The organism is Xanthomonas sp. SS, from assembly GCF_014236835.1.
GTDB lineage: Bacteria > Pseudomonadota > Gammaproteobacteria > Xanthomonadales > Xanthomonadaceae > Xanthomonas_A.
Genome location: NZ_CP051190.1, coordinates 1036811 through 1059864, shown reverse-complemented (window position 1 = coordinate 1059864; position 23054 = coordinate 1036811). Strand labels below are relative to the sequence as shown.

The window sequence follows — 23054 nt, the reverse complement described above, 5'->3', positions numbered from 1 at the left end:
TCCGCTGGCGTCTTGACCGCCGCTCGGACGCATGCCTATCGTGGGCGCCATGGACAGCCCCGACGCCCTCGCCCAGCTTCGCACCCTCGCCACACGCGTGGAGACGCTGGTCGAGCGTTGCCAGCGCCTCACCGACGAGAACCGCAGCCTGCGCCAGCAGCAGGAGCAGTTGATCGGCGAGCGCTCGCAGTTGCTGACCAAGAACGAGCAGGCGCGCTCGCGGGTCGAGGCGATGATCACCCGGCTCAAGTCGCTGGAGCAGCACACGTGAGCGAACCGGTCAGCGTCCGCATCCTGGACCGCGAATACACCGTCGGCGTCGAGGCCGAAGAACGCGACAGCCTGCTCGCCGCCGCGCGCCTGCTCGACGCGAAGATGCGCGAGGTACGCGGCAGCAACCGCATGGCTGCGGTGGACCGGGTCGCGGTGCTGGCCGCGCTGAACCTGGCGCACGAACTGCAGCAACTGCGCGACGAGCAGGCGCGGCGCGATCATGAGATGGCGCGCACGCTCGCCGACCTCAATCGCCGGCTCGACGGCGTGGTCGATACGGCGCGTTGATACCCGCCTCGCATTTCGATCATCAACGTGAATTGCGCCGTACCGCGCGACCGACGAACGGACTAGCCAAGCGCGGCGACGGCGCTATACTTCGTTTGCGTTCTCTGCTGTAAACGACAGCGTGTGCAAACATTCGCCTTGTCCCTTAATTACGACCACGGGATGGCGACGGAATCGGGTGTGCAGGTCCGCCTTGTAGCGGGAAGCCCGATGGTTCCCCAGCTATCCCACTTGAACCCCGGGTTCAAGGTCGTTTCGCACGCATCGTCTACGGCGGAGAATGCAATATCCCGGAAACGGCGCCGCAAGGCGCCGTTTCCTTTTGTGCGTCCGCGTGCGCCGCGCCCGACGACGCATTGCATCCGCGCCGCCGCTGGCCTCCATGCAGCGCACGCAACCCTGCACCGACCAGCCGCCGGCGCAAGCCTGGGATACTGTCGCGCCCTTCCAGGAGACGCCGCATGCCCTCGCTCGCCCAGATCATCGACCGCTTCGACCCGAACGCCGGGTTCGACGTGCCTGCCAGCTGGTTGCAGGGACGCACCGCCTTCGGTGGCCTGTCCGCGGCGCTGGCGCTGCAGACCGCGCTGCGCGCCGCGCCGTCCGCGCTGCCGCCGCTGAAGTCGGCGCATATCTGGTTCGTCGGCCCCACCGACGCCACCTTGCGTTTCCAAGCGCAGCCGCTGCGCCAGGGCAAGTCCGCCACCTCGATCGCGGTCGATTGCCTGGCCGGCACGCAGCTCGCGCTGCGCGCGGCGCTGCTGTTCGCGCAGCCGCGCCCCAGCCGCATCGCCCACGACTTCATGCCTGCACGGCCCGCGGTGTGCGGGCCGGATGCCGCAGTGCCGATCGCCACCAGTGCGATTACTCCGGCGTTCGTAGGCAACTTCGAGATGCGCCTGGCCGGCGGCGCCCTGCCGGTGTCCGGCGCCGCCAGCCCGGAACTGATGGTCTGGGTGCGCCATCTTGATAGCGCGGGCGTGGATCCGAGCCTGGCCCTGGTCGCGCTCGGCGACAGCCTGCCGCCGGCGGCGATGGCCTGCTTCACCGAACCGGCGCCGGTCAGCTCGATGACCTGGACCCTGGATTTCCCGCAGCCGGCCGCGGCCGGCGACTGGTTCCTGCTGCGCTCGGCCAGCCAGCACGCCGCCGACGGCTACTCGCTGCAGGACATGCAGATCTGGGACGAAGCCGGGCAACTGGTGCTGTCGGGCCGGCAGACGGTGGCGATCTACGCGTGACGCCGCTTCGGCGGCAACGCCCTAGCCAGTCCACGCGCCGGCACCGACAATAGCGCCGTCCCTTCCCGCGCCTGCCCGATGACTCCCGACGACCGCGACCTCCTGCGCCAGCAACTGCGCGCGCGCCGCCGCGCGCTCCCCGCAGCCGCGCGCCTGGCCGCCGCCGATGCGCTGGCGCAGCGCTTGCTGGACTTGCCGTTCGCGCCACGGCACGGCCACGTCGCCGGCTATTGGGCGATGGACGGGGAGATCGCGCTGCACCGCTGGCAATTGAGCCTGCCGGCCAGCGTGCAGTACTGCCTGCCGGTGCTCAGCGGCAAGACCCTGCGTTTCGCGCCGTGGCGCCCGGGGCAGCCGCTGACCGCCAACCGCTACGGCATTCCCGAACCCGACGTCGCCGCCGAGGCGACGCTGGCGCCGGAGCAGATGGCGCTGGTGGTGGCGCCGCTGGTCGGCTTCGACGCCGGCGGCGGACGCCTGGGCATGGGGGGCGGCTGGTATGATCGCAGCTTCGCATTTCGCCAGCGGCAAACGCCTCCGCCCTGGCTGGTCGGCGCCGCGTTCGCCGTGCAGCAGGTCGACGCGCTGCCCATCGCCGCCTGGGACGTGGCGCTGGATGCGGTCTGCACCGACTCCCTCACTCTCCTGACCGCGACCGATCTCCCCGCATGACCGCACGCAAGCGCTACTGGCTGATGAAGTCCGAACCGGACGCCTTCTCGATCGACGACCTGCAGCGGGTCGGCAGCGAACCCTGGAACGGGGTGCGCAACTACCAGGCGCGCAACTTCATGCGCGACGGCATGAAGCTCGGCGACGGCATCCTGTTCTATCACTCCAACTGCAAGGTGCCCGGCATCGTCGGCACGGCCACGGTGGCCAGCGCAGCGTATCCGGACATGACCCAGTTCGACCCCAAATCCGACTACCACGACCCCAAAGCCACCCGCGAACAGCCGCGCTGGTATCTGGTGGACGTCGCCTTCGAGCGCAAGCTCGCGCGCACCATCGCGCTGGACGAGATCAAGCAGCATGCCGACGCGCTCGGCGACGGCTTCCCGCTGACCGCGCGCGGCAACCGCCTGTCGGTGTTCCCGGTCAGCGCCGCGCAGTGGAAGCTGCTGTTGGCGCTTGAGTAGCCGGGATTTGGGATTGGGCATTGGGGATTCGTCTCCTGCCCTGCCCGCCCTGTTTTTCACGAATCTCCAATCCCGAATCACCAATCCCGAGCCCTTACCAATGTCCGAAAGCAAGCGCCTGGCCGCCGAAAAAGCCATCGAATACGTCGAAGACGGCATGATCGTCGGCGTCGGCACCGGCTCCACCGTGGCCTACTTCATCGATGCGCTGGGCCGCATCGGCCATCGCATCAAGGGCGCGGTGTCCAGCTCCGAGCAGAGCAGCGCGCGCTTGCGCCAGCACGGCATCGAGGTGCTGGAACTGAACCACACCGGCAACCTGTCGCTGTACGTGGACGGCGCCGACGAGTGCGATCCGAACCGCTGCCTGATCAAGGGCGGCGGCGCCGCGCTGACCCGCGAGAAGATCATCGCCGAGGCCAGCGAGCGCTTCGTGTGCATCATCGACCCGAGCAAGCAGGTGCGGACGCTGGGCGCGTTCCCGCTGCCGATCGAGGTGATCCCGATGGCGCGCAGCCTGGTCGCGCGCGAGATCCTGGCGCGCACCGGCGGCCAGCCGGTCTGGCGCGACGGCGTGGTCACCGACAACGGCAACGTGGTGCTCGACGTACACAACCTCAGCATCACCGATCCGGTGGCGCTGGAGCGCGAACTGAACCAGATCCCCGGCGTGGTCTGCGTCGGCCTGTTCGCGCGCCGCCCGGCCGACGTGGTGATCGTCGGTGGCGAGCCGCCGCGCATCCTGTAGGACGCGCGGGGATTCGGGATGAACAGCCTTCGGCTGTTGAGCCGGGATTGGGGATTCGCAAAAGCCGAAAGCACCTCCGGCCGCAGCTTCCCGCTCTTACGAATCCCCAATCCCCAATCCCGAATCCCGGCTCTATTGACTCGCCACCCACCATGCAACAAGGTGCGCGCTGATCCCACCTTCCCCGGCACCGCCATGTCCCTGTTCCGCGCCCTGTTCGTCCTCGTCCTGCTGACCCTCAGCGGCTGCGCCAGCGCCGGTGGCCATTGGGTGGAACTGGCCGGGCACCGCTACCAGGTCGAGCTGGCCCAGGACGATGCGACCCGCGCGCGCGGGCTGATGTTCCGCGACCAGATGGACGCCGACCACGGCATGCTGTTCATCCACGACCGCGAGGAACCGCAGGCGTACTGGATGAAGAACACCAAGATCGCGCTGGACATCCTGTACTTCGACACCCAGCGCAAGCTGGTGGCGCAGCAGCGCGACGTGCCGCCGTGCTCGGCCGGCAACGCCTGCCCGCCGTATCCCAGCAACGCCCCGGCGCGCTACGTGCTGGAACTCAACGCCGGCCAGGCCGCGCAGCTCAAGCTGCAGGACGGCGCCGAACTGAGCTTCGACCCGGGCATTCCCAAGGCCCGCTGAACCGCGCCGGCGTCGGGAAAAGCGCCGCCGCTGTGGCGCTGAACCCGACACCGCTGTCGGGAACCCCCGGACTTGATCGCGTCGCACTTTGCGGCCAGTCTTGGGTCATGGTCGACCGACTGACATTGCCGAGCTGGAACACCCTGGCCGCGCTGGACGACGATGCGCTGCCGCTGCTGGCCACCGCGCTGCTGATCGCCCGCGACGAGTATCCGGAACTGGATGCCGAGCACTACGACACGCTGGCGCAGAACCACGCCGAGCACCTGCGCCACGAAGTGGCGATGGTCGAGCCGTGGCCGCTGAAGATGGCCGCGATCAACCGCCACCTGTTCGAAGAACTCGGCTACAGCGGCAACCACGACGAGTACTACGACCCGCGCAACAGCTACATGAACGAGGTCTTCGAGCGCCGCCTCGGCAATCCGATCTCGCTGGCGCTGGTGCAGATGGAAGTGGCGCGGCGGCTGGACATCCCGCTCGACGGCGTGTCCTTCCCCGGGCACTTCCTGGTGCGCCTGCCGGTGGACGACGGCCTGCTGGTGATGGACCCGTTCAACGGCGGCCGCCCGCTGGCGGTGGAAGAGCTGCGCGAACGCGCGCGTCCACACCTGGGCGGCGAGACCCCGGACGATCGCGCGCTGCTGCAGATCCTGGACCCGGCGCCGCACCGCGCGATCCTGACCCGGGTGCTGCGCAACCTGCACGGCGTCTACGCCGAACGCGACGAATGGGACCGCGCCGCCCGCAGCGCCGACCGCGTACTCAAACTGATGCCCGACCAGCCCGAAGCCCTGCGCGACCGCGGCCTGGCCTACCTGCAGATGGACTACGTCCCCGGCGCGCGCCGCGACCTGGGCCGCTACCTGCAACTGAACCCGGAAGCCAACGACGTGCTGCCGATCCGCGAACGCCTGGTGGAACTGAGCGCGCGCGCGCAGCGGATGCATTGAGGGCTGGGATTGGGGATTTGGGATTAGGGATTCGCAAAAGCCGGTTCGGCGGTGGCTGCGGATTCGCCGCGTCCTGTGGGACGGTTCAACTCCGACCTGGTTTATCGGCATGCGCCGGAACTAAAGCCACTCCTACAGGCCGAAGCAATCGCCGGATAACCGCCGAGGCCGCTTTTGCGAATCCCCAATGCCGAATCCCAAATCCCGGCCTTCAATCAGTCCATCTCCACCATCTCGAAATCGTCCTTGGTCACGCCGCAGTCCGGGCAGGTCCAGGTGTCGGGCACGTCTTCCCAGCGGGTGCCGGGGGCGATGCCCTCTTCCGGCAGGCCGTCGATTTCCTTGTAGATGAAGCCGCAGACGACGCACATCCAGGCGCGGTAGGTGGTGGCAGTGGCATCGCTCATTGGATAATCGCGGGTCTACGGGCCGAACGGAGGGGCATTGTCCCACCGTCGCCTGCACACCGGAAGGCTCCTCCATGAATGCATCACCGCCGCCCCGCGGCGTCTACCTGATCACGCCCGACGAGGCCGACGGCGCGCGCCTGCTGGCGCGCGTGGCGCCGCTGCTCGGCTACGGCCCGACCTGGCTGCAGTACCGCAACAAGCGCGCCAACGCGGCGCAGCGCCTGGCCCAGGCGACGGCGCTGCAGGCACTGTGCGCGCAGGCCGGGGTGCCGCTGATCGTCAACGACGATGTAGCCCTGGCGCAGGCGGTCGGCGCCGCCGGCGTGCACCTGGGCGAAGACGACGGCGACCTGGCTGCCGCACGCGCAGCGCTTGGTGCCGACGCACTGATCGGCGCCTCGTGCTACGACGACCTCGCCCTGGCCCGCGCCGCCGCTGCGGCCGGCGCCAGCTATGTTGCCTTCGGCGCGTTCTTCCCCACCCGCAGCAAAGTGACCACGCGCCGCGCCGACCCCGGCCTGCTGCGCGATGCCGCGGCGCTGGGATTGCCACGGGTGGCGATCGGCGGGGTGACCCCCGACAACGGCCACGCCCTGGTCGCCGCCGGCGCCGACCTGCTGGCGGTGATCAGCGGCGTGTTCGACGCCGAGGATCCGCGCGCAGCACTGGCCGCCTACCGCGCCTGCTTCGACTGAGCCGCGGCTGTTTCCCCTCGGGAGAAGGTGGCCCGCAGGGCCGGATGAGGGTACGGCAAAGCCTCGTGCCCCAAACTCCGCGAGGCGCTTCGCGCCGTACCCTCACCCCAACCCCTCTCCCGGTGGGAGAGGGGCTAGCGGCTCTTCCCTTCTCCCATCGGGAGAAGGTGCCCCGCAGGGGCGGATGAGGGTACGGGCGAAGCCTCGTGCACCAAACTCCGCGAGGCGCTTCGCGCCGTACCCTCACCCCAACCCCTCTCCCGATGGGAGAGGGGCTTTAGAACCATGCGCGCTCAGAAGTCGTAGCTCAGCGTCACCCGGGCCGAGCGCGGCGCTTGGTAGGCCACCGCCTGGTTCCATAGCGGATTGACTTCGCCCGGGTTCAATTCGGAGAACGGATAGACGTTGGTCACCGTTTGCCGGTTGGTGACGTTGAACACGTCCAGGCTCAGCGCCAGTTTGCCTTCGGCGAACTTCGGCTTGTAGGTCAGGCCCAGGTCGAGCTGCGCCACCCAGCTCAGATTGCCGTGCGATCCCGGCGGCGACGCCTCGCCGGTGCCGGTGGCCGGGTTGTAGCAGAAGTGGTACGGACCGCCGGTGATACTGGGATTGGCATAGCCGGCCGGATCGCGGTCGCCGGCGTCGTAGTTGCTGCCGTAGTAATAGCCCAGGCACGGCCGTGGCGCGCCGGAAATCAGGCTCAGGTTCGCGGACGTGCCCCACTCCTCGGTCAGCTGATAGAAGCCGTACGCCTTCAGCTGATGGCGGCGGTCGTTGGACTGGTTGCCGTTGAAGTTCTCCATCAGCGCCGCATGGTCCCAGCTCTGCGTGGTCGAGGTCGCCGCCTGGCCCTGGTAGCTGCCCAGCGCGCCGCCGGTGCGCCACAGGTCCGAACGCAGCTGGCCTTCGGTGGTGCCGTAACTGTGCGACCACACGTAGCTCATCTTGGTGTACCAGCGGCCGTCGAACGGACGCTCCAGGTTGAATTCCAGCGCCGAATAGCGGCGCTTGAATTCGGGGTAGCCGCCCTGCTCGCGGGTCACGGTCAACGCGTGCACCTGGCCGTCGGTCCCGACCACCCGGTAGGTATTGGTCTTGCCCGGATTGACCAGCGCCGCGCTGGCGTTCTTGGTCCAGTCGATGTCCACGCCCGCCGCGGCCGCCGCCGCCACCAGGCCCGCGTTGGAGTTGTCCAGGTTGGTGTCGTCGATGCCGTCGTTGAGCCGGCGGTGGGTGCCCCGCACGCCGAACACCCAGTCGTTCGGCAACACCGTGGTGAAGCCGAGAATGACCTCGTCCTGGTTCTCCCCCTTGATGTCCTCGACCACCGCGGTGCGCACGTCGGCGAGGCGGCCGAAGCGCGAATTGGCCGACACCGGCGGTGCCAGCTGGGTGGCCAGGATCGGCGTGCCGTCGGTGTTGATGCCGCTGTAGGTGTAGTAGGTGCTGGTGGACACCGCGGGGGTGAACAGGCCCGCCGGCGACAGCGGCAGGCCGAGGTAGTAGCGGCCGATGTTGCCGTACACCTTCAGGCTGGAATCGCCGTGGACGTCCCAGCTGAAGCCCAGCCGCGGCGCCCACTGGTTCTTCAGCTCGATGTAGGCCTGGCCGAACGGGGTGTAGTTGGTGAAGCTGTCGTTGCGCACGCCGAGCGAGAGCATCAATCTGTCGGTGGCCTGCCAATGGTCTTCGACGTAGTACGCGGTCTGCTTGGCGTCGTAGGAATACAGGTTGGTGTCGATGTCCTGGGTGACGTAGTAGCCGCCGCTGCCGTAGGTGGGATCGGCCAGGCCCGGGCTGGGCACGCCGATGCTGCCGTCCTCGGCCACCGAGCCGCTGACCTGGCCGCCGCTGTTGAGGCCGTACGGGTCCGGGGTGTAGCCGTAGGTCCAGGCATAGCCTGGGCCGGACTTGTACGAGCCGATGTTGATCGCCTCGCTCTTCTGGTTGTCGATGCCGACATCGATGCTGTGCGCGCCGAGCCGCCAGTTGAGATTCAGGCGCAGGTTGTCCTTCTTGTACTCGCGGTCCGGATCGGTGATCGAGACCACCGTCTGCGCATTGCCGATCGCGGTGCCGCCGGTATAGGCCGGATTCTGGTTGGCGACACTGTTGAGGAACGGACCGTTGCCGGCGTCGTAGCCGATCGCGGTGAGCTTGTTGGGCAGGCGCTCCTTGCCGTACAGCGCGGTCAAGGTGAGGTTGTCGCCGAAATAGCCGGTGTACTTGCCCAGAAACAGGGTCGGGCCGAACTCGTTCTTGCCTTCGCGGCCCTTGTAGCTGCCGACCTCGCGGTTGACGTAGTCGTAGCCGTAGATGTTGCCGTTGGTGCGCGCCTTGTCCTGCGCGCCGGTGAATTCGAGCAGGTGGTTGTCGCTGATCTGCCAGTCGATCTTGGCGTAGGCGCGGGTCTGCTTGTAGTCGTAGCGGGTCCACGGCGAACCGGAGATGCCGCCGGAGGTGACGCGCGCATCGGCGACGCGGGTGCCGCTGGAATCGACCTGCTCCAGCGCCAGGAAGAAGAACAACCGGTCCTGCACCAGCGGGCCGCCGAGGTAGGCGCTGTAGGTGGTCTGATCGGCCTTGGTCTCGCTCAGCGGCATGTAGTTGCCGGCGGTGTACTTGGCGTTGTTCGGATCCCAGTACACGCTGTCCTTGCGGAAATACAGGTCGCTCTGCCGGGCGCTGAGGCTGTCCGGCTGCCAGATCACCGCCGCGCCGAAGTGCCAGTCGTTGCTGCCGCGCTTGCCGACCTGGCTGATCACGCCGCCGTTGGAACGGCCGTATTGCGCGCCGTAGCCGCCGGTGAAGATTTCCTGCTGGTCGATCGCGCCGTACGGCAGGGTCAGCCCGCCCAGGCTGCTGGCCGGATCGGTGGTGTTGAAGCCGTTGAGGTAATACGCGTTCTCGCTCGCCGCCGAGCCGCCGAAGCTGGCCAGCGAACCGCCGAGCGGGCCGTTGTCGTAGCCGCCGCTGTTGGCGACCACGCCCGGCGCCAGCAAGGCGATGGCCTCGGCGCTGCGGCCCAGCGGCAGCACCGCCAGTTGCTCGGCGGTGATCACGGTGCGGCTGTCGACGCTGGCCACGTCGATCCTGGCCACGTTGCCGGCCACCACGTTCACCGCATCCAGCGTCTGCGCTGGGCCGCCGAAGCCGACTTCGGTGCCGGCGCCGACCACCAGGCTGATGTTCTCGCGCGTCTCCACCACCTGGCCGTCGCGCTTGAGCGTGACCGTGTAGGTGCCCAGCGGCAGATTGCCCTGCGCGTAGCGGCCGCGTTCGTCCACCTTGACCTCGCGGCTGAAGCCGCTGGTGTTGGTGATCAGCACGCTGCTTTCGCCGGCGCCGGGCGGCACGCTGCCGACGATGCTGCCGGTGGTGGACTGCGCATAGCCATTGCCGGCGGCAAGCGCCAACGCGAGCGCCAAGGCGCTCTTGCGGATCGTACGGTGCATGCTCTCTCCCCGAAGATGAAGATCGTTGGCAACCCAACGAAAAATGCAGGTGCGACGCCAATGGCCGATGGCGCGCCCCGCGAACCCTGTGCAAACTCCGCCCATCGCACGGCCGCTCGCTGTCGGCGATCGGGCCGTGCGCCCCTGGACGTTCCGATACTAGGCAGCGGATCACACGGCGGAGCCGGTCGCGGCGGGTAGGTGCGCGGCGGGCGGGTAGGTACGCGGCCCAAGCCCGGGCGACATGGCACGTGCAGGCGGCAGCCGCGACAATAGGCGGCATCGCTTCGCGCCCGGCCCACCGGCCCGGCCAGCCCGCCAAGGATTCCCGCCCATGCACCATGCCCGCTCGCACGCCCTCTTCGCCCAGGCGCAATCGCTGATCCCCGGCGGCGTCAACTCGCCGGTCCGCGCCTTCAAGTCGGTGGGCGGCGAACCGTTCTTCGTGCAGCGCGCCGACGGCCCCTACCTGTACGACGTGGACGGCAACCGCTACATCGACTATGTCGGCTCGTGGGGCCCGATGATCGCCGGGCACAACCACCCGGCGGTGCGCGAGGCGGTGCAGCGCGCGATCGGCGACGGCCTGTCGTTCGGCGCGCCGTGCCCAGCCGAGGTGACGATGGCCGAGACCATCACCCGCCTGGTGCCCTCGTGCGAGATGGTGCGCATGGTCAATTCCGGTACCGAGGCCACGCTGTCGGCGGTGCGCCTGGCGCGCGGCGCCACCGGGCGCAGCCGCATCGTCAAGTTCGAAGGCTGCTACCACGGCCACGGCGACTCGTTCCTGGTCAAGGCCGGCAGCGGCATGCTGACCCTGGGCGTGCCGACCTCGCCGGGCGTGCCGACGGGCCTGAGCGAACTCACCGCCACCCTGAGCTACAACGACTTCGACGGCGCCACCGCGCTGTTCGACGAGATCGGCAGCGAGATCGCCGCGGTCATCATCGAGCCGGTGGTCGGCAACGCCAATTGCATCCCGCCGCGCGACGGCTACCTGCAGCACCTGCGTGCGCTGTGCACGCGGCATGGCGCGCTGCTGATCTTCGACGAGGTGATGACCGGTTTCCGCGTCGCCCTGGGCGGCGCGCAGGCGCACTACGGCGTGGTGCCGGACCTGACCACCTTCGGCAAGATCATCGGCGGCGGCATGCCGGTCGGCGCCTACGGCGGCCGTGCCGAACTGATGCGGCAGATCGCCCCGTCCGGGCCGATCTACCAGGCCGGCACGCTCAGCGGCAATCCGGTGGCGATGGCCGCCGGCCTGGCGATGCTGGAGCTGGTGCAGGCGCCGGGCTTCCACCAGCGCCTGGATGCGGCGACCGCCGCGCTGTGCGCCGGGCTGGAGCAGGCCGCCGCCAGCGCCGGCGTGGCGGTCACCACCAACCGGGTCGGGGCGATGTTCGGGCTGTTCTTCACCACGCAGAAGGTGGAGACCTACGCCCAGGCCACCGCCTGCGACACCGCCGCGTTCAACCGCTTCTTCCACGCCATGCTGGAGCGCGGCGTGTTCCTGGCGCCGTCGGCGTACGAGGCCGGCTTCCTGTCCAGCGCGCACGACCAAGGCGTGCTGGAAGCCACACTGGCCGCGGCGCGCGAGGCATTCGGCGTGGTCGCCGCCGGCTGAACGAAAACTGAGCAGCCGGTCGCGACTTTGCTTTTGTCGCGGCCGTGTCATAAGTTCAACGTTCACGGCCAACGGACGGCATCAGGGCGGGGGCCCGTGGAATCGGCGCCGCACCCGAGCTTTCCGCGATCTGCGTGGCAAGCCGGCACGCGTCCGACTCCGTACCGTCACCCGAACCGCCAGAGGGCGCGAGGGCGACCGCTGCAGACACTCATGGCGACATGCTTAAGCCTGTCACGCTGTTGAATCCGCGTTTTCCTGCGGCCGTGCACGACAGTCCCGCCATGCCCGACTGGGTGCTGGCCGACAAACTGGCGCCGCCGCGCTCGCGCGTGGCCGCGGTGCCGCGCGAGGCCTTGCTGCAGCACCTGGACCGCGCCGCCGAGCTGCCGCTGACCCTGTTGCTGGCGCCGCCCGGCTTCGGCAAGACCACCTTGCTCGGGCAATGGCACCAGCGCCTGCGCGAGCGCGGCGAGGCCGCGGTGGCGTGGCTGTCGCTGGACGAGGAAGACGCCGATCCCGGACGCTTCCTCGCCTACCTGGCGCTGGCCGCGCGCGGCGCCGGGATCGACCTCGGCGCGTCCTTGCAGGCCGCGCTGCAGCAGCAGGGCCAGGACCTGGAGGTGGCGTGCACGCTGCCGGTGCTGATCCGCGCGATCCGTGCCGCGCCGCGGCGCCTGCTGGTGATCCTCGACGACTACGACCGCGGCCACGCCAGCGCGCTCGACGAGGTGGTGACGCGGTTGGTCGAACACGCCGGCGGCCAATTGCACCTGCTGCTGGCGACCCGGCGCGCGCCGGCGCTGCCGTTGGCGCGCTGGGCGCTGCAGGGCCAGCTGGAACGCATCGGCGCCCGCGAACTCGCGCTGGACGACGCCGAGACGCTGGCGCTGCTGGGACCGCAGGTGCCGGCGGCGATGGCCCGCCAGCTGCGCCGGCAGACAGAGGGCTGGGCGGTCGCGCTGCAACTGGCCGGGCTATGGTTGGGCGGCGACGAACGCCGCCGCGACGATCTGGGCCGGTTCTCCGGACGCACCGCCGAGCTGGCGGCCTATCTGGCCGAGCAGGTGCTCAACGACCTGGATCCGGCCTTGCGTGCGTTGCTGCTGCAGCTCTCTCCGCTGGAACGGTTCAACGCCGCGCTCGCCGACGCGGTGCGCGAGCGCGACGACAGCGGCCGCCTGCTGGAGCGGCTGGCGCACTTCCAGGGCCTGCTGGTGGCGCTGGACGGCGAGCACGAATGGTTCCGCTTCCATCCGCTGTTCGCCGATTATCTGTACCAGCAGTTGGAGCGCGACACGCCCGGACTGGCGCCGCAATTGCACCGGCGCGCCGCGCACTGGTTCGACGCGCACGGGCAGTTGCCCGAAGCGGTGCGGCATGCGGTGCGCGGCGGCGCGATCGACAGCGCCGCCGACTGCATCGCCCGCGCCGGCACCTGGCAGTTGCTGCTGCGCCACGGCACCGCGCCGATCCGCGCGCTGCTGCGCCGCTTCCCGCGCAGCAGCATCGGCGAGCGGCCGGCGCTGAACCTGACCCAGGCCTACCTGCACATGAAGCTGGGCGAGTTCGCGCACGCGCAGACCCTGCTGGAACGCTTCCGCGATTTTCCCGAGCAGGTACGCGCGCCGTTCGAGCGCGACTACACGGTGGTGGTGGCGTTGCTGCGCGACCTGCTCGACCAGGTCTGCGCCAACCCGCGCGGACTGGCGCAGATCGCCGCGCAGGCGGCGGCGCTGGACGAGGACGACAGCCTGGGCCGCGGCACGCTGTGGTGTATCTGCGCCACCACCGCGCTGGGCCGCGCCGATTTCGCCGGCGCCGAGCGCTATGCGCAACTGGCCGGCAGCGCGATGCAGGCCAGCGGCAGCGAGGTCGGCGCCAGCTATGCGCTGATCCACCTGGCGCAGAGCCACTACTACCGTGGCCAATTGGAGCGGGCCGAGGCCACCTGCCGCCAGGCGCTGGCCATCGCCCAGCGCCAGCAGCAGCTCGATCCCACCCTGCAGGCGGTCAGCCAATGCCTGCTGGCGCAGCTGCAATGCGAACACGGCCGCTACGACGAGGCCGCCGACTGCCTGCAGCCGGCGCTGGGTTTCCTGGAGCAGCACGACGGCTGGCTAGACATCTATGCCGCCGGCTACGAGACCGCGCTGGTGCTGGCGCGGCAGCACGACCGCAGCGGCCGCGCAGCGCTGGAACTGCTCGACCACATCGACCGCATCGCGCACGCGCGGCACCTGGGCCGGCTCGCCGACCTGGCGCTGGCCTGGCGGCTGCACGTGCTGCTCGACCAGCCGCCGTCGCCGGCGATCGACGTGCTGGTCGCGCGCACCGGCGGCGAAGCGCGGTTCGCGCACGCGCTGGGCCAGCCACAGGACTGGCGCTTTCTCGCCGCGCTCGGCTTCGCCCTGGCCCGCTGGCACCGCCTGGGCGGACGCACCCGCGCCGCGCTGGCGGTACTGCAAGGCGTGGAGGCGGCCTGCATGGCCGCCGACAACCAGGTGCAGCTGGCGCGGGTGCGCGCGCGCATCGCGCTGGTGCTGCACGACCGCGGCGAATCCGCCGCCGCCCTGCCCTATCTGCGCCACGCGCTGCAGCACGTGGCCAGCACCCAGGCCTGGCAATGCCTGCTGGAACTGGGCGTGCCGGGCAAGGCGCTGCTGCGCATGGCGCGCCAGCAGGATCCGCAGGCCGCGCCGAACACCACGCTGGCGATGACCATCCAGGCGCTGCTGGACAAGCTGCGCCACGACCAGGACAGCGGCACCGACCTGTTCAGCGAACGCGAACTGGAAGTACTGGCGCTGCTGGCGCAGGGCGACGCGAACAAGCAGATCGCGCGACGCCTGGCGCTGTCGGAAAACACGGTCAAGTTCCACCTGAAGAACCTGTACCGCAAACTGGAAGCCGGCACCCGCGAAGCCGCACTGGCCAGCGCGCTGCAACGCGGCCTGCTGCAGCGCATGGCGCCGCCGGATGCCGCACTGGACTGAGTGCGATCCCGCAATCGCGAGCGTCCTCGCGATCCTGTAGGAGCGGCTTCAGCCGCGACCGGGTTTTACCGGGAAAGCCAGGTCGCGGCTGAAGCCGCTCCTACAATTGAGTCGGCGCTGACGCAGGCCGAAGCCTGCGGCGCCATCCTGTTCGAAAGGCGCTGCAGATCGCTGATCGCCACCTGCAGCGCAACCGCGGCCGCTCAGCCGAACACGAACTTGCCCTTCATCATCGCCCAGTGCCCCGGGAACGAGCAGAAGAACGTGTAGTCGCCGCCCTTGCTCAGCTTGGCGGTGGAGAACTTGACCGTGTCCGACTGCCCGGCGCCGATCACCTTGGTGTGCGCGATGATCCGCGCGTCGTTCTTCGGCAGGTAGTTGTCGGCCAGGCTGGAACTGGTGCCGGCATTGGCCACCGCCTGGAAGTCCGGTGTCTTGGCCAGCACCCAGTTGTGGCCCATCACCGCGGCCGTGAGCTTGCCGCTGTGCTTGAGCGTCAGCGCCACTTCGGTGCAGTCGGCGGCGACCTTGATCTGCGGCTGGTCGAAGGACATCTGGTCGGTGCCGGTGATGGTCACCGCACAGGTCTTGGCCCAGGCAGCCGGCGCGAACGCGAGCGCGGCGAGGACCAGTAAGGGGGACAGCGACTTCGCTTTCAAGACGGACTCCTTGGCAATGGGGATGGCACAGCAACGCGAACCTCGCCAGCACGCGCTACGCGCGCAGCGGCGTCGCCATGACTGTCTGCCTTTGCGCAAATGTTTGTCAACGACAAGCCCTCGTGCACTGCAGCATCCGGCGCAGGCAGCGCTAGGCGTTGCGGAAGAATCCGTGCAACGGATCGTGCAGCGCCATCCGTGGCGGCGGCACCGGCAACGGCCCGCGCTTGCCGGCGGCAACCTGCGCGAACGCGCGCTTGAACCGTGCCATCTCCGCCGCGGTACCGATGGTGATGCGCGAACGGTTCGGCCACAATTTCCAGCTGCGGCCGACGAACACGCCCCAGGTCGCCATCGCGTCCATGAACTCCTGCGCCGGGCGCTTCACGTCGACCATGAAGCAATTGCTTTCCGACGCCGTGCACGCATGGCCCTGCGCGCCGAGCCAGCGCACCACGTCGTCGCGGATGGCGCTGTTGAGCGCGCGCCGCTGCGGCACCAGCGCCGGATCGCGCAGGCTGGCAAGGCCGGCGGCGACCGCGGTCACCGGCAGGCTGTTGACGCTGTAGAACTTGAGCTTGGCCAACAGCTCCGGCCGTGCCACCGCATAGCCCAGGCGGATACCGGCCATGCCGTAGAGCTTGGAGAAGGTGCGCAGCACGATCACGTCGTCGCCGGCGGCGACGCGATCGACCATGCTGCTGGCGCTGTCGGAAAAATGCAGATACGCCTCGTCGACCACCAGCACGCTGCCCTTGGGCTTGTGCGCCAGCGCGTAGTCCAGGTCCTTGCGTGCGGTCACCGAACCTGTGGGATTGTTCGGGTTGCAGATGTAGAGCACCCCGGCGTTGGCGTCGGCGGCGCACATCGCCTGCACGTCGTGCGCGTCGTCCGTGCGCAGCGGCACCTTGATCACCTTGATCACCTTGGCGCCGTTGCGCGCAGCGGCGCGCCAGCCGGATTCGAAGGTGGGATCGGCGGTGACCAGCGACGCGCTGGGCGAGGTGAACGCCAGCATGCTGTAGTCCAGCGGCTCGGTGGAACCGGCGTAGGCCATCAGGTGATCGATGCCCACGCCGAGCTGGTCGGCCAGGGTCTGCAGCAATTCCAGCTGCAGCTCGCCCAGGTAGCGGCCGCCGCTGGACGCGATCGCCGCGATCGCGCGCTGCGCGGCCGGCGACGGGCCGCCGGGATATTCGTTGGCGTTGATCAGCACCGGCGCCAGCTCGGCATTGGTCGCCTGCACCGCGCCGGGCGCGGCCTGCGCCAACCACGGCGCGCCGAGGCCGGCCGCGGCGACCAGCGCCGAATCCTTGAGGAACGTGCGGCGCGAACGCGACGGCTGCTGCATGACGGACTCCTTGGAAGACAGGGCGAAGAACCTACGGACGCACCGCGACCACTTCGATCTCGATGCGGTACAGCGGATTGCCCAGCGCGGCGATCTGGAACGCCGAGCGCGACGGCAGATTGGGCTGCGCGGGCGTGCCGAAGAACTGCCGGTAGCCCTCCATGAAACCGGCGAAATCCATCTTCCCGCCCAGCGCCGGATCGCCGACCAGGAACGCCTGCATCTTGACCACGTCGCGCATGCCCAGACCCATGCCTTGCAGCTGCGCCTCGATCTGCGACAGCACGCTGACGGTCTGCGCCTTGGTGTCGCCGTAGGCGGCAGGCGAATCCTTCGGCGCGCTGGCATCGATCGGCCGCGGCACCGCGCCGCTGAGATAGACCGTGGTCTTGCCGGCCGGGATCTCCACCGCCGCGGAAATCGGAAAATCGCTGTTGGGAATCTTGTGGCGCACGATCTCGGCGGCGCCGGCCAGGGCGGGCAACCACAGCGCGGCGCACAGGCCGGCACGGAGCGGGCGGGAAACGAACGAACGGCGCATGCGAAACTCCTCGCGGTCGAAAAGAGAGTGAAACGGTACCGGCTCAGTGCCGCAGCGTGCGCACCTCGTCGGCGCTGAGCTTGCCGGGATAGTCGTTGCCGAACTGGCTGCGCACGTAGTGCACGACCTCGGCGACCTGCTGGTCGTTGAGCATGCCGGCGAAACCGGGCATGCCGCCGCGGCCGTCGAGCACCATCATCGCCACGTACGGCGCCGCCGCCACCTTGGGGTTGCCGGCCAGCGGCGGATACTCGCCGCCGCCGCGCGCGCCCTGCCCGCCGGGCATGTGGCAGCTCTGGCAGATCGCCGCGTACACGGTGGCGCCGGAGGCGGTGGCGAACGCGGCCTGCGGATACAGCGGCGTGGCATCGGAACTCTGCGCCGCGGCCGGGCCGATCGCCGGCGGCAGCATCAGTGCCAGCACCCCGGCAGCGACCGCTGCGGCGAGCACCCAATGACGATCGAGCTTCATACGCGGGCTCCATTGACGACGCGGCGATGCAGGCGCTCGATCGCATCCAGCGCCGAGGTGATGGCCCCTTCCTGCCAGGCCGGAATGTACGAGGCGTGTTCGCCGGCGAGTGCGATGCGGCCATCGATCTGGCACAGGTTTTCGTAATGCTCGGCGCGCGCGGCGTCGCTCCACATGCCGAAGCAGCCATGGGTGAACGGCACCCGGTGCCAGCCCACAGCGATGCCGTTGTCGAATTCGCGCGGATACTGCGGATGCAAGTGCGTGCCGTACTCCACCGCCTTGGCCACGCGCTGCTGCGGCGTCATCGAGGTGAACTCGAACGCCTCCAGTCCCCACACGTAGGCGCCGAGCAGCACGCCCTTGCCGGCGCTCTGGAAGCCGGTGCTCGGATAGCTGATCAGGGTGATTGGCAGGTCGGTGTAGCTGATGCCGCCGTAGATCGCCTCGTCCTCTTCCCAGAAACGGCGCTTGAATTGCAGCCCCACCTTCACCGACGCCGCGTACGGCACCTGGCCGATCGCGGTGGCCATCTTCTCGCCTACCGCGAGCGGAATGCGGCTGAGGATCGACAACGGGATCGTGCACACGCACCAGTCGGCTTTCGCCAGTTGCTCGGCGCCGTCGCCGTCCTGGTAGGCGACGCTGACCCCGTGCGCGTCCTGGTCGATGCGGGTGACCCGCGCGTTGTAGCGGATCGCGTCGCCGAGTTCGCGCGCGAACGCCTTGCCGATCTGGTCCATGCCGCCGACCGGCTGGAACATCGCGGTCTGCATTTCGTAGTTGTTGCCCGCCGCCAGCGTGGCCCACAGCCGCGAGCGCAGGATGTCCTGGGTGCTGAACGGTTCGGAGAATTGCGGCTTGCCGGACAGGCCGCCGCCGGGATATTTGGCGAAGCCGCGGCGTTCGCTGCTCTCACGGCCCTTGACGTAGCCGAAGTCCTTGTCCAGCGCGCCCCAGTTGCGCAGCGACTCGAGCAGGATCTCCTGGTCCTCGCGCTGCACCTGCGCGTCCAGCGCACCCTGCCGGGTGCTCTTGGCCAGCAGTTCGGCCACGTGCCCCTTGTAGTCGGCGTCGATGTCGCGGAAGCGCTGCGGCTTGCCGCCGAACCCGGCGCGGCTGTGCAGCAAGGCGTTGAAATTGACCTGCACGAACGGTTCCAGCGCCACCCCGAATTGCTTGCAGTAGGACAGCACCGCCTTGTGATGGTGCGGGATGCGCCACGGGCCGGGATTGAGGTACATACCCTCGTCGAACCCGCACTGCTGCTCGAAGCCGCCCAGCTCGGTGTAGCGATCGCCGCCGCGCAGCGTCCAGTTGCGGCCGCCGGGACGCGCGTTGTACTCGATCACCTGCACGCGATAGCCGGCCTTGCGTAATTCGTAGGCGGCGGTCATCCCGGCCAGGCCGGCGCCGAGCACCAGCACCGAGGCGCCCTTGGCGTCGCCGTCCAGCCGCGGCACGCCGTTGAAACGCGATTCGGCGGCCATGCCCAGGCTGTGCATCGCCTGGTACATCATCGCGCCGCCACCGGCCAAGCCGATCCTGGCGAGCAATTGGCGGCGGGTCATGGCGGCCCTGGTTGGTGCTTGCATCGTCGATATCGCCTCACGGATTGCGGATCGACCATAGCCGCCGCGACGGCGGCGCAGGCTGCGTGCGGCGGGTAGGTCGCGATGGAGCGGGTAGGAGCGCGGCCGTTGCGATGCACGGTTCGATCTGTGGGCATCGTGCAGCGCGAGCGGACGGACCCTCACCCCAACCCCTCTCCCGGGGGGGAGAGGGGCTCGACAGCTCAGAAGCGGTAGGTCAGCTTGGCGTAGTAGCGCGCGCCGAAGTAGCCGACCGGGCTGCCGGTCAGGTACGGCGAGTTGTAGTAGCTGAGATAGTTCTTCTCCAGGTAGTCGTACGCCGCTGCCGGCACCTTGTCGGGGTATTTGTTGAACACGTTGTCGCCGCCGACGCTGACGGTCAGCTGCTCGGTGGGCCGGAACGTCAGTTCGACATTGGTCAGCGCCATCGTGCCGATCTTGTGCTTGTAGTACGGCGCACCGTTGACGTCGACCACGTCGAGCTGGCTCAGCACGCTGTCGGGGAAGATGTCGCCGTTCCACTCGTCGTACGGCGCCACCAGTTGGTATTGCGGGCCGTAGACCGCCTCGGTCACGCGCAGGCTGAACTTGCCGACGTTGAACGTGGCGCCCAGGTTGACCCGGTACTTGGGCGCGTTGTTCTCCAGGTTGATCAGCGTCGCCGCGCTGTACATGGTGGCGCCGCCGAGCACCTCCGGTGCCGGCTTGGCGCTGAGCACCTCGGTCTTGTTGTAGTTGGCCGCCAGCATCCAGTCGATCGAGCCCCAGTCGAACTCGGTGATGTAGTTGGTCACCCAGTCCACGCCGGTGCTGCGGGTCTTGAGCGCATTGTTGAAGATCGCCACCGAGATGTCCTGCCGCGCGCTGGCGTCGAGCGAGCCGCCCGGCGCGGCCGGATCGATGCCGCCGAGGTAGCCGAAATCGACCAGCGCCTGGCCCAGCGCGGCGTTGTAGGCGGCGTCGGGCGTGCCGTCGCCGTTGGTGTCGCCCGGCTGGCCGGCCTTGGAATATTCGAAGGTGCCGACGCCGATGCGGTCGGAAATGGTGATGCGGTAGAAATCCAGCGTGCTGTCGAAGTTGGGCATCGGCCGGAACACGAAGCCGAGGCTGTAGTTGGTGCTGGTCTCCGGCTTCAGGCTGCCGAAGCCAAGCGCCGCCGCCGCCGCGCTGTTGGGCTGCAGGGTCGGGGTGGCGCTGGTCGGGCCGACCTGCACCGCCGAGTAATAGCCTTCCTGCAGGGTCGGCGCGCGGAACCCGGTGCTGGCGGTGCCGCGTACCGCGAACGTGTCGGTGAGGTCGAAGCGCGTGGTCAGCTTGCCCACCACCTTGCTGCCGAAGTCGCTGTAGTCCTCGTAGCGCCCGGCCACGTCCAGCAGCCACTTCTCGGTCGGATTGAACACCACGTCGGCGTACGCGGCGTAGCTGTGGCGGCTGTAGGAGCCGGTGTTGAACAACGGGTTGTAGCCGGGGAACGAGGACGCGCCGGCGCCGTAGTACGAGGTCGGATCGCCCGGATCGATGCCGTACTGGTCGCGGCGGTATTCGACGCCGGCGTTGAAGGTCAGCGGCTGCGACAGGCCGATGTCGAAATCGTGCGTGGCGTTGACGTTGGTGGTCCACTGGCTGGCCCAGAAACTGCCGTCGTAGAAATCCTCCGGCGAATAACCGTAGTCCTGCCACAGGCTGAAATTCATCGAGTTCAGCGTGTACACGTCCATCTCGTTCTTGCCGTAGCTGCTGGAGAAATCCCAGGACCAATCGGCCAGCACGCCCTTCAGCCCGGCGCTCAGCTCGTAGTCCACCTCGTCGGAGGCCTCGGACGGATTAAAGCCCAGCGGATACTTGTGGCTGACCTCGCCGCTCGCCGGATCGACGTAGCCGCCGTCCTGGCTGGGACGGCGGTAGTTCTCCTCCGACTGCGCGGTCTTCTTGCCGTAGCTGCCGAACGCGTAGAACTCCAGGGTGTCGCTGAGCACCACACCCGAATTGAAGAACAGCGCCTTGCGGTGCACTTCCGGCGGATTGAGCCAGGCGTTGACGTTGGGGAAGCGCCCGTTGAGGGTCATGCCCTCGACGTCGTCGGCCAGGAAATCGGCCATGTCCGGATTCACCGCCGAGCAGTCGGCGTAGTTGGCCACGCAGTCGGCGTAGCTGTACGAGCCGAGCCGGTACACGGTCTTGCGGTTCTCGACCTCGGCGCTGAGGCTGAAATACGCCGCGTCGCTGCCGAAGCCGATATTGGCGCCCCACGCATCGGTGCCGCCGCCGCCATCCTTGTAGCCTGCGTAACCGGCGTCCACTTCGCCGCCGTCGTGGTTCTTCTTGAGGATGATGTTGATGACGCCGGCGATCGCGTCCGAACCGTACAGCGCGGCGGCGCCGTCGGTCAGCACTTCGACGTGATCGATCGCCGCGGCCGGGATGAACGACAGATCGGCCGAAGCCGCACCGGTGGTGGTGTTGACGTTGGAGGTGATGTGGCGGCGCTTGCCGTTGACCAGCACCAGCGTGTGGTTGGGCGACAGGTTGCGCAGGCTCGCGGTGAGCGTCTGGCTCGCCATGTCGTTGCCGGTCTGGTTGGCGTTGTACGACGGCACCTGGTTGGCGATGGCGTTGATCAGGTCGGGCGCGGCCGACTGCTTGAGCATGTCCGCGCTCACCAACTGGATCGGCGCCGGGCTGTCGGTCACCGCCATGTTGGTCTTGCGCGTGCCGGTGGAGATGACGGTGATCGCGTCCAGCGTCTTGGCCTCGCCACCCGGCTCTTCCGCCAGCGTCGGCAGCGCCTGCGCACCGGCCAGCAGCAGTGTCAGCGTGGCCAGCCCGTGGCCGTGACGTGCGTTGCGCAATCCCCTGCATACCGATTCCGCCAGACCATCGGCGTTCAAACGCTTGCTCATGTCCAAGACCCCCGAGATGACGTGGATGTGGCGCGGATGCGCACCGGCTCCCCGACCGGCGGCGCCGCGATCGCGGCGTGCAGGGACCATAGCCAGCGCACGACGCCAGGCGGCCGGATCCGACGGGTAGGTGCGCAGCGAGCGGGTGGGCGCGAGCGGACGGGCATCACGGCGCGGGTAGTGGCGCTCATCGCCGCGGCGAGTGGGTTAATCTCGGCCGCCGACACTTCGGACCCGACCCATGCCCCATCCGCGCCGTTGCGTGCAGCGCCAGACGCGGTGGCCGCGTTGATCCATCCTGTCCCGACATTGCTGCTGCTCGACTTCGACGGCGTGCTGGCGACCTACTCGCGGACGGCACGCATCGCACACCTGGCCGCCCACTGCGGCTGCGATCCGGCGCGGGTACGGGAGGCCCTGTTCGCCTCCGGACTGGAAACCGCCTACGACGGCGGCGACATCGCCACCGCCGCCTATCTGCACCGGCTAGGCGAAGGGTTGGGCGCGCATGTGGACGAAGCCGACTGGATCGCCGCACGCGTGGCCGGCAGTCGCGGCGATCCCGGCGTGATCGAACGCGTGCTGGCGCTGGCCGACAGGATCGACATCGGCGTGCTGACCAACAACGGCGCACTGATGGCCCAGGCGATCCCGCAGATCGTGCCGACCCTGTTCCCGCTGCTGCGCGGGCGCGTCCTGTGCAGCGGCGCACTCGGCGGACGCAAACCGCAGGCCGAGGTCTACCGCCGCGCGCTCGACCATTTCGGCGTCGCCGCGCGGCACGCCTTGTTCATCGACGACCTGTTCGTCAACGTCCGCGGCGCCCGCGCGATCGGCATGCCCGCCGAAACCGCCAGCGGCGCACGCGCCCTACGCCGCGCACTTGCGCGGCACGGGCTGGGCTAGACGACGCGCCTACCGCCGACAGAAACCGCGTCCGCTGCAGCCGCCACTACGCTCGCGGCCATTCCTGCTGTTGCTGTTGCTGTTGCTGCGGTTGTTGCTGCGCTTGTTGCTGTTGATTCTGCTGTTGCCGTGGCTTTGCTTTACCGGGTTCCCTTCCGTAGCG

General features: G+C 68.8%; 20 protein-coding genes and 1 other RNA gene. 13 read left to right on the top strand and 8 right to left on the bottom strand.

Annotated features, from left to right (window positions below; all coding sequences use genetic code 11):
- Positions 1–49: 49 nt before the first annotated feature.
- From HEP74_RS04475 to HEP74_RS04435, 9 genes are all read left to right on the top strand, one after another.
- A complete protein-coding gene (locus HEP74_RS04475; RefSeq protein WP_053836518.1) occupies positions 50–271 on the top strand; it encodes a TIGR02449 family protein in 222 nt (73 codons plus the stop codon).
- Positions 268–561, top strand: coding sequence for a cell division protein ZapA (locus HEP74_RS04470; RefSeq protein ID WP_003471552.1), 294 nt, complete (start codon positions 268–270; stop codon positions 559–561). The genes HEP74_RS04475 and HEP74_RS04470 overlap by 4 nt, the downstream gene beginning before the upstream one ends.
- A gap of 98 nt (positions 562–659) precedes the next feature.
- A non-coding RNA gene (ssrS, locus tag HEP74_RS04465) (6S RNA) lies at positions 660–845 on the top strand.
- Between the two features lie 177 nt (positions 846–1022).
- Positions 1023–1802, top strand: coding sequence for an acyl-CoA thioesterase (locus HEP74_RS04460; RefSeq protein ID WP_185815371.1), 780 nt, complete (start codon positions 1023–1025; stop codon positions 1800–1802).
- Positions 1803–1880: 78 nt separating this feature from the next.
- Entirely contained in the window at positions 1881–2474 is a 594-nt protein-coding gene (locus tag HEP74_RS04455) for a 5-formyltetrahydrofolate cyclo-ligase (protein ID WP_185815370.1), read from the top strand.
- A complete protein-coding gene (locus HEP74_RS04450) occupies positions 2471–2941 on the top strand; it encodes an EVE domain-containing protein (protein WP_185815369.1) in 471 nt (156 codons plus the stop codon). Before HEP74_RS04455 ends, HEP74_RS04450 begins: the two co-directional genes overlap by 4 nt.
- A gap of 100 nt (positions 2942–3041) precedes the next feature.
- On the top strand, positions 3042–3689 hold the full coding sequence (rpiA, locus tag HEP74_RS04445; protein ID WP_185815368.1) for a ribose-5-phosphate isomerase RpiA: 648 nt from the start codon (positions 3042–3044) through the stop codon (positions 3687–3689).
- A gap of 195 nt (positions 3690–3884) precedes the next feature.
- Positions 3885–4334 (top strand): DUF192 domain-containing protein, encoded by a 450-nt coding sequence (locus HEP74_RS04440; protein WP_185815367.1) that lies wholly within the window; start codon positions 3885–3887, stop codon positions 4332–4334.
- Positions 4335–4372: 38 nt separating this feature from the next.
- Complete coding sequence (locus tag HEP74_RS04435; RefSeq protein ID WP_524540786.1) at positions 4373–5287, top strand: SirB1 family protein; 915 nt, start codon at positions 4373–4375, stop codon at positions 5285–5287.
- 215 nt (positions 5288–5502) lie between these two features.
- Here HEP74_RS04435 and HEP74_RS04430 read toward each other — a convergent pair whose 3' ends face one another.
- Positions 5503–5694 (bottom strand): rubredoxin, encoded by a 192-nt coding sequence (locus HEP74_RS04430; RefSeq protein WP_185815365.1) that lies wholly within the window; start codon positions 5692–5694, stop codon positions 5503–5505.
- 74 nt (positions 5695–5768) lie between these two features.
- Between HEP74_RS04430 and thiE the strand changes: the two genes are divergently transcribed.
- Positions 5769–6392, top strand: coding sequence for a thiamine phosphate synthase (thiE, locus tag HEP74_RS04425; protein WP_185815364.1), 624 nt, complete (start codon positions 5769–5771; stop codon positions 6390–6392).
- Between the two features lie 293 nt (positions 6393–6685).
- On the opposite strand, the gene HEP74_RS04420 is transcribed toward thiE, so the two are convergent.
- Entirely contained in the window at positions 6686–9847 is a 3162-nt protein-coding gene (locus tag HEP74_RS04420; RefSeq protein ID WP_185815363.1) for a TonB-dependent receptor, read from the bottom strand.
- 334 nt (positions 9848–10181) lie between these two features.
- On the opposite strand from HEP74_RS04420, the gene hemL reads away from it, so the two are divergent.
- Both hemL and HEP74_RS04410 read left to right on the top strand, forming a co-directional pair.
- Positions 10182–11474, top strand: coding sequence for a glutamate-1-semialdehyde 2,1-aminomutase (gene hemL, locus HEP74_RS04415; RefSeq protein ID WP_185815362.1), 1293 nt, complete (start codon positions 10182–10184; stop codon positions 11472–11474).
- Positions 11475–11695: 221 nt separating this feature from the next.
- Positions 11696–14470, top strand: a complete 2775-nt coding sequence (locus HEP74_RS04410; RefSeq protein ID WP_185815361.1) for a winged helix-turn-helix domain-containing protein — start codon at positions 11696–11698, stop codon at positions 14468–14470.
- 203 nt (positions 14471–14673) lie between these two features.
- Here HEP74_RS04410 and azu read toward each other — a convergent pair whose 3' ends face one another.
- The 6 genes from azu to HEP74_RS04380 all read right to left on the bottom strand — a co-directional run bounded on the left by azu (position 14674) and on the right by HEP74_RS04380 (position 21985).
- A complete protein-coding gene (azu, locus tag HEP74_RS04405; RefSeq protein ID WP_185816500.1) occupies positions 14674–15114 on the bottom strand; it encodes an azurin in 441 nt (146 codons plus the stop codon).
- Positions 15115–15280: 166 nt separating this feature from the next.
- Positions 15281–16480: a pyridoxal phosphate-dependent aminotransferase gene (locus tag HEP74_RS04400; protein WP_185815360.1), complete on the bottom strand. Its 1200-nt coding sequence runs from the start codon at positions 16478–16480 to the stop codon at positions 15281–15283.
- A 31-nt stretch (positions 16481–16511) separates the two neighbouring features.
- Positions 16512–17021, bottom strand: a complete 510-nt coding sequence (locus HEP74_RS04395; protein ID WP_185815359.1) for a RidA family protein — start codon at positions 17019–17021, stop codon at positions 16512–16514.
- A 43-nt stretch (positions 17022–17064) separates the two neighbouring features.
- On the bottom strand, positions 17065–17493 hold the full coding sequence (locus HEP74_RS04390; protein ID WP_185815358.1) for a c-type cytochrome: 429 nt from the start codon (positions 17491–17493) through the stop codon (positions 17065–17067).
- The gene (locus HEP74_RS04385) at positions 17490–19064 is read right to left on the bottom strand and encodes an NAD(P)/FAD-dependent oxidoreductase (RefSeq protein ID WP_185815357.1); all 1575 of its coding nucleotides are present in this window, start codon (positions 19062–19064) and stop codon (positions 17490–17492) included. The genes HEP74_RS04390 and HEP74_RS04385 overlap by 4 nt, the downstream gene beginning before the upstream one ends.
- A 224-nt stretch (positions 19065–19288) precedes the next feature.
- Entirely contained in the window at positions 19289–21985 is a 2697-nt protein-coding gene (locus tag HEP74_RS04380; protein ID WP_185815356.1) for a TonB-dependent receptor plug domain-containing protein, read from the bottom strand.
- Between the two features lie 288 nt (positions 21986–22273).
- On the opposite strand from HEP74_RS04380, the gene HEP74_RS04375 reads away from it, so the two are divergent.
- A complete protein-coding gene (locus HEP74_RS04375; RefSeq protein WP_255427947.1) occupies positions 22274–22891 on the top strand; it encodes an HAD-IA family hydrolase in 618 nt (205 codons plus the stop codon).
- Positions 22892–23054: the final 163 nt, after the last annotated feature.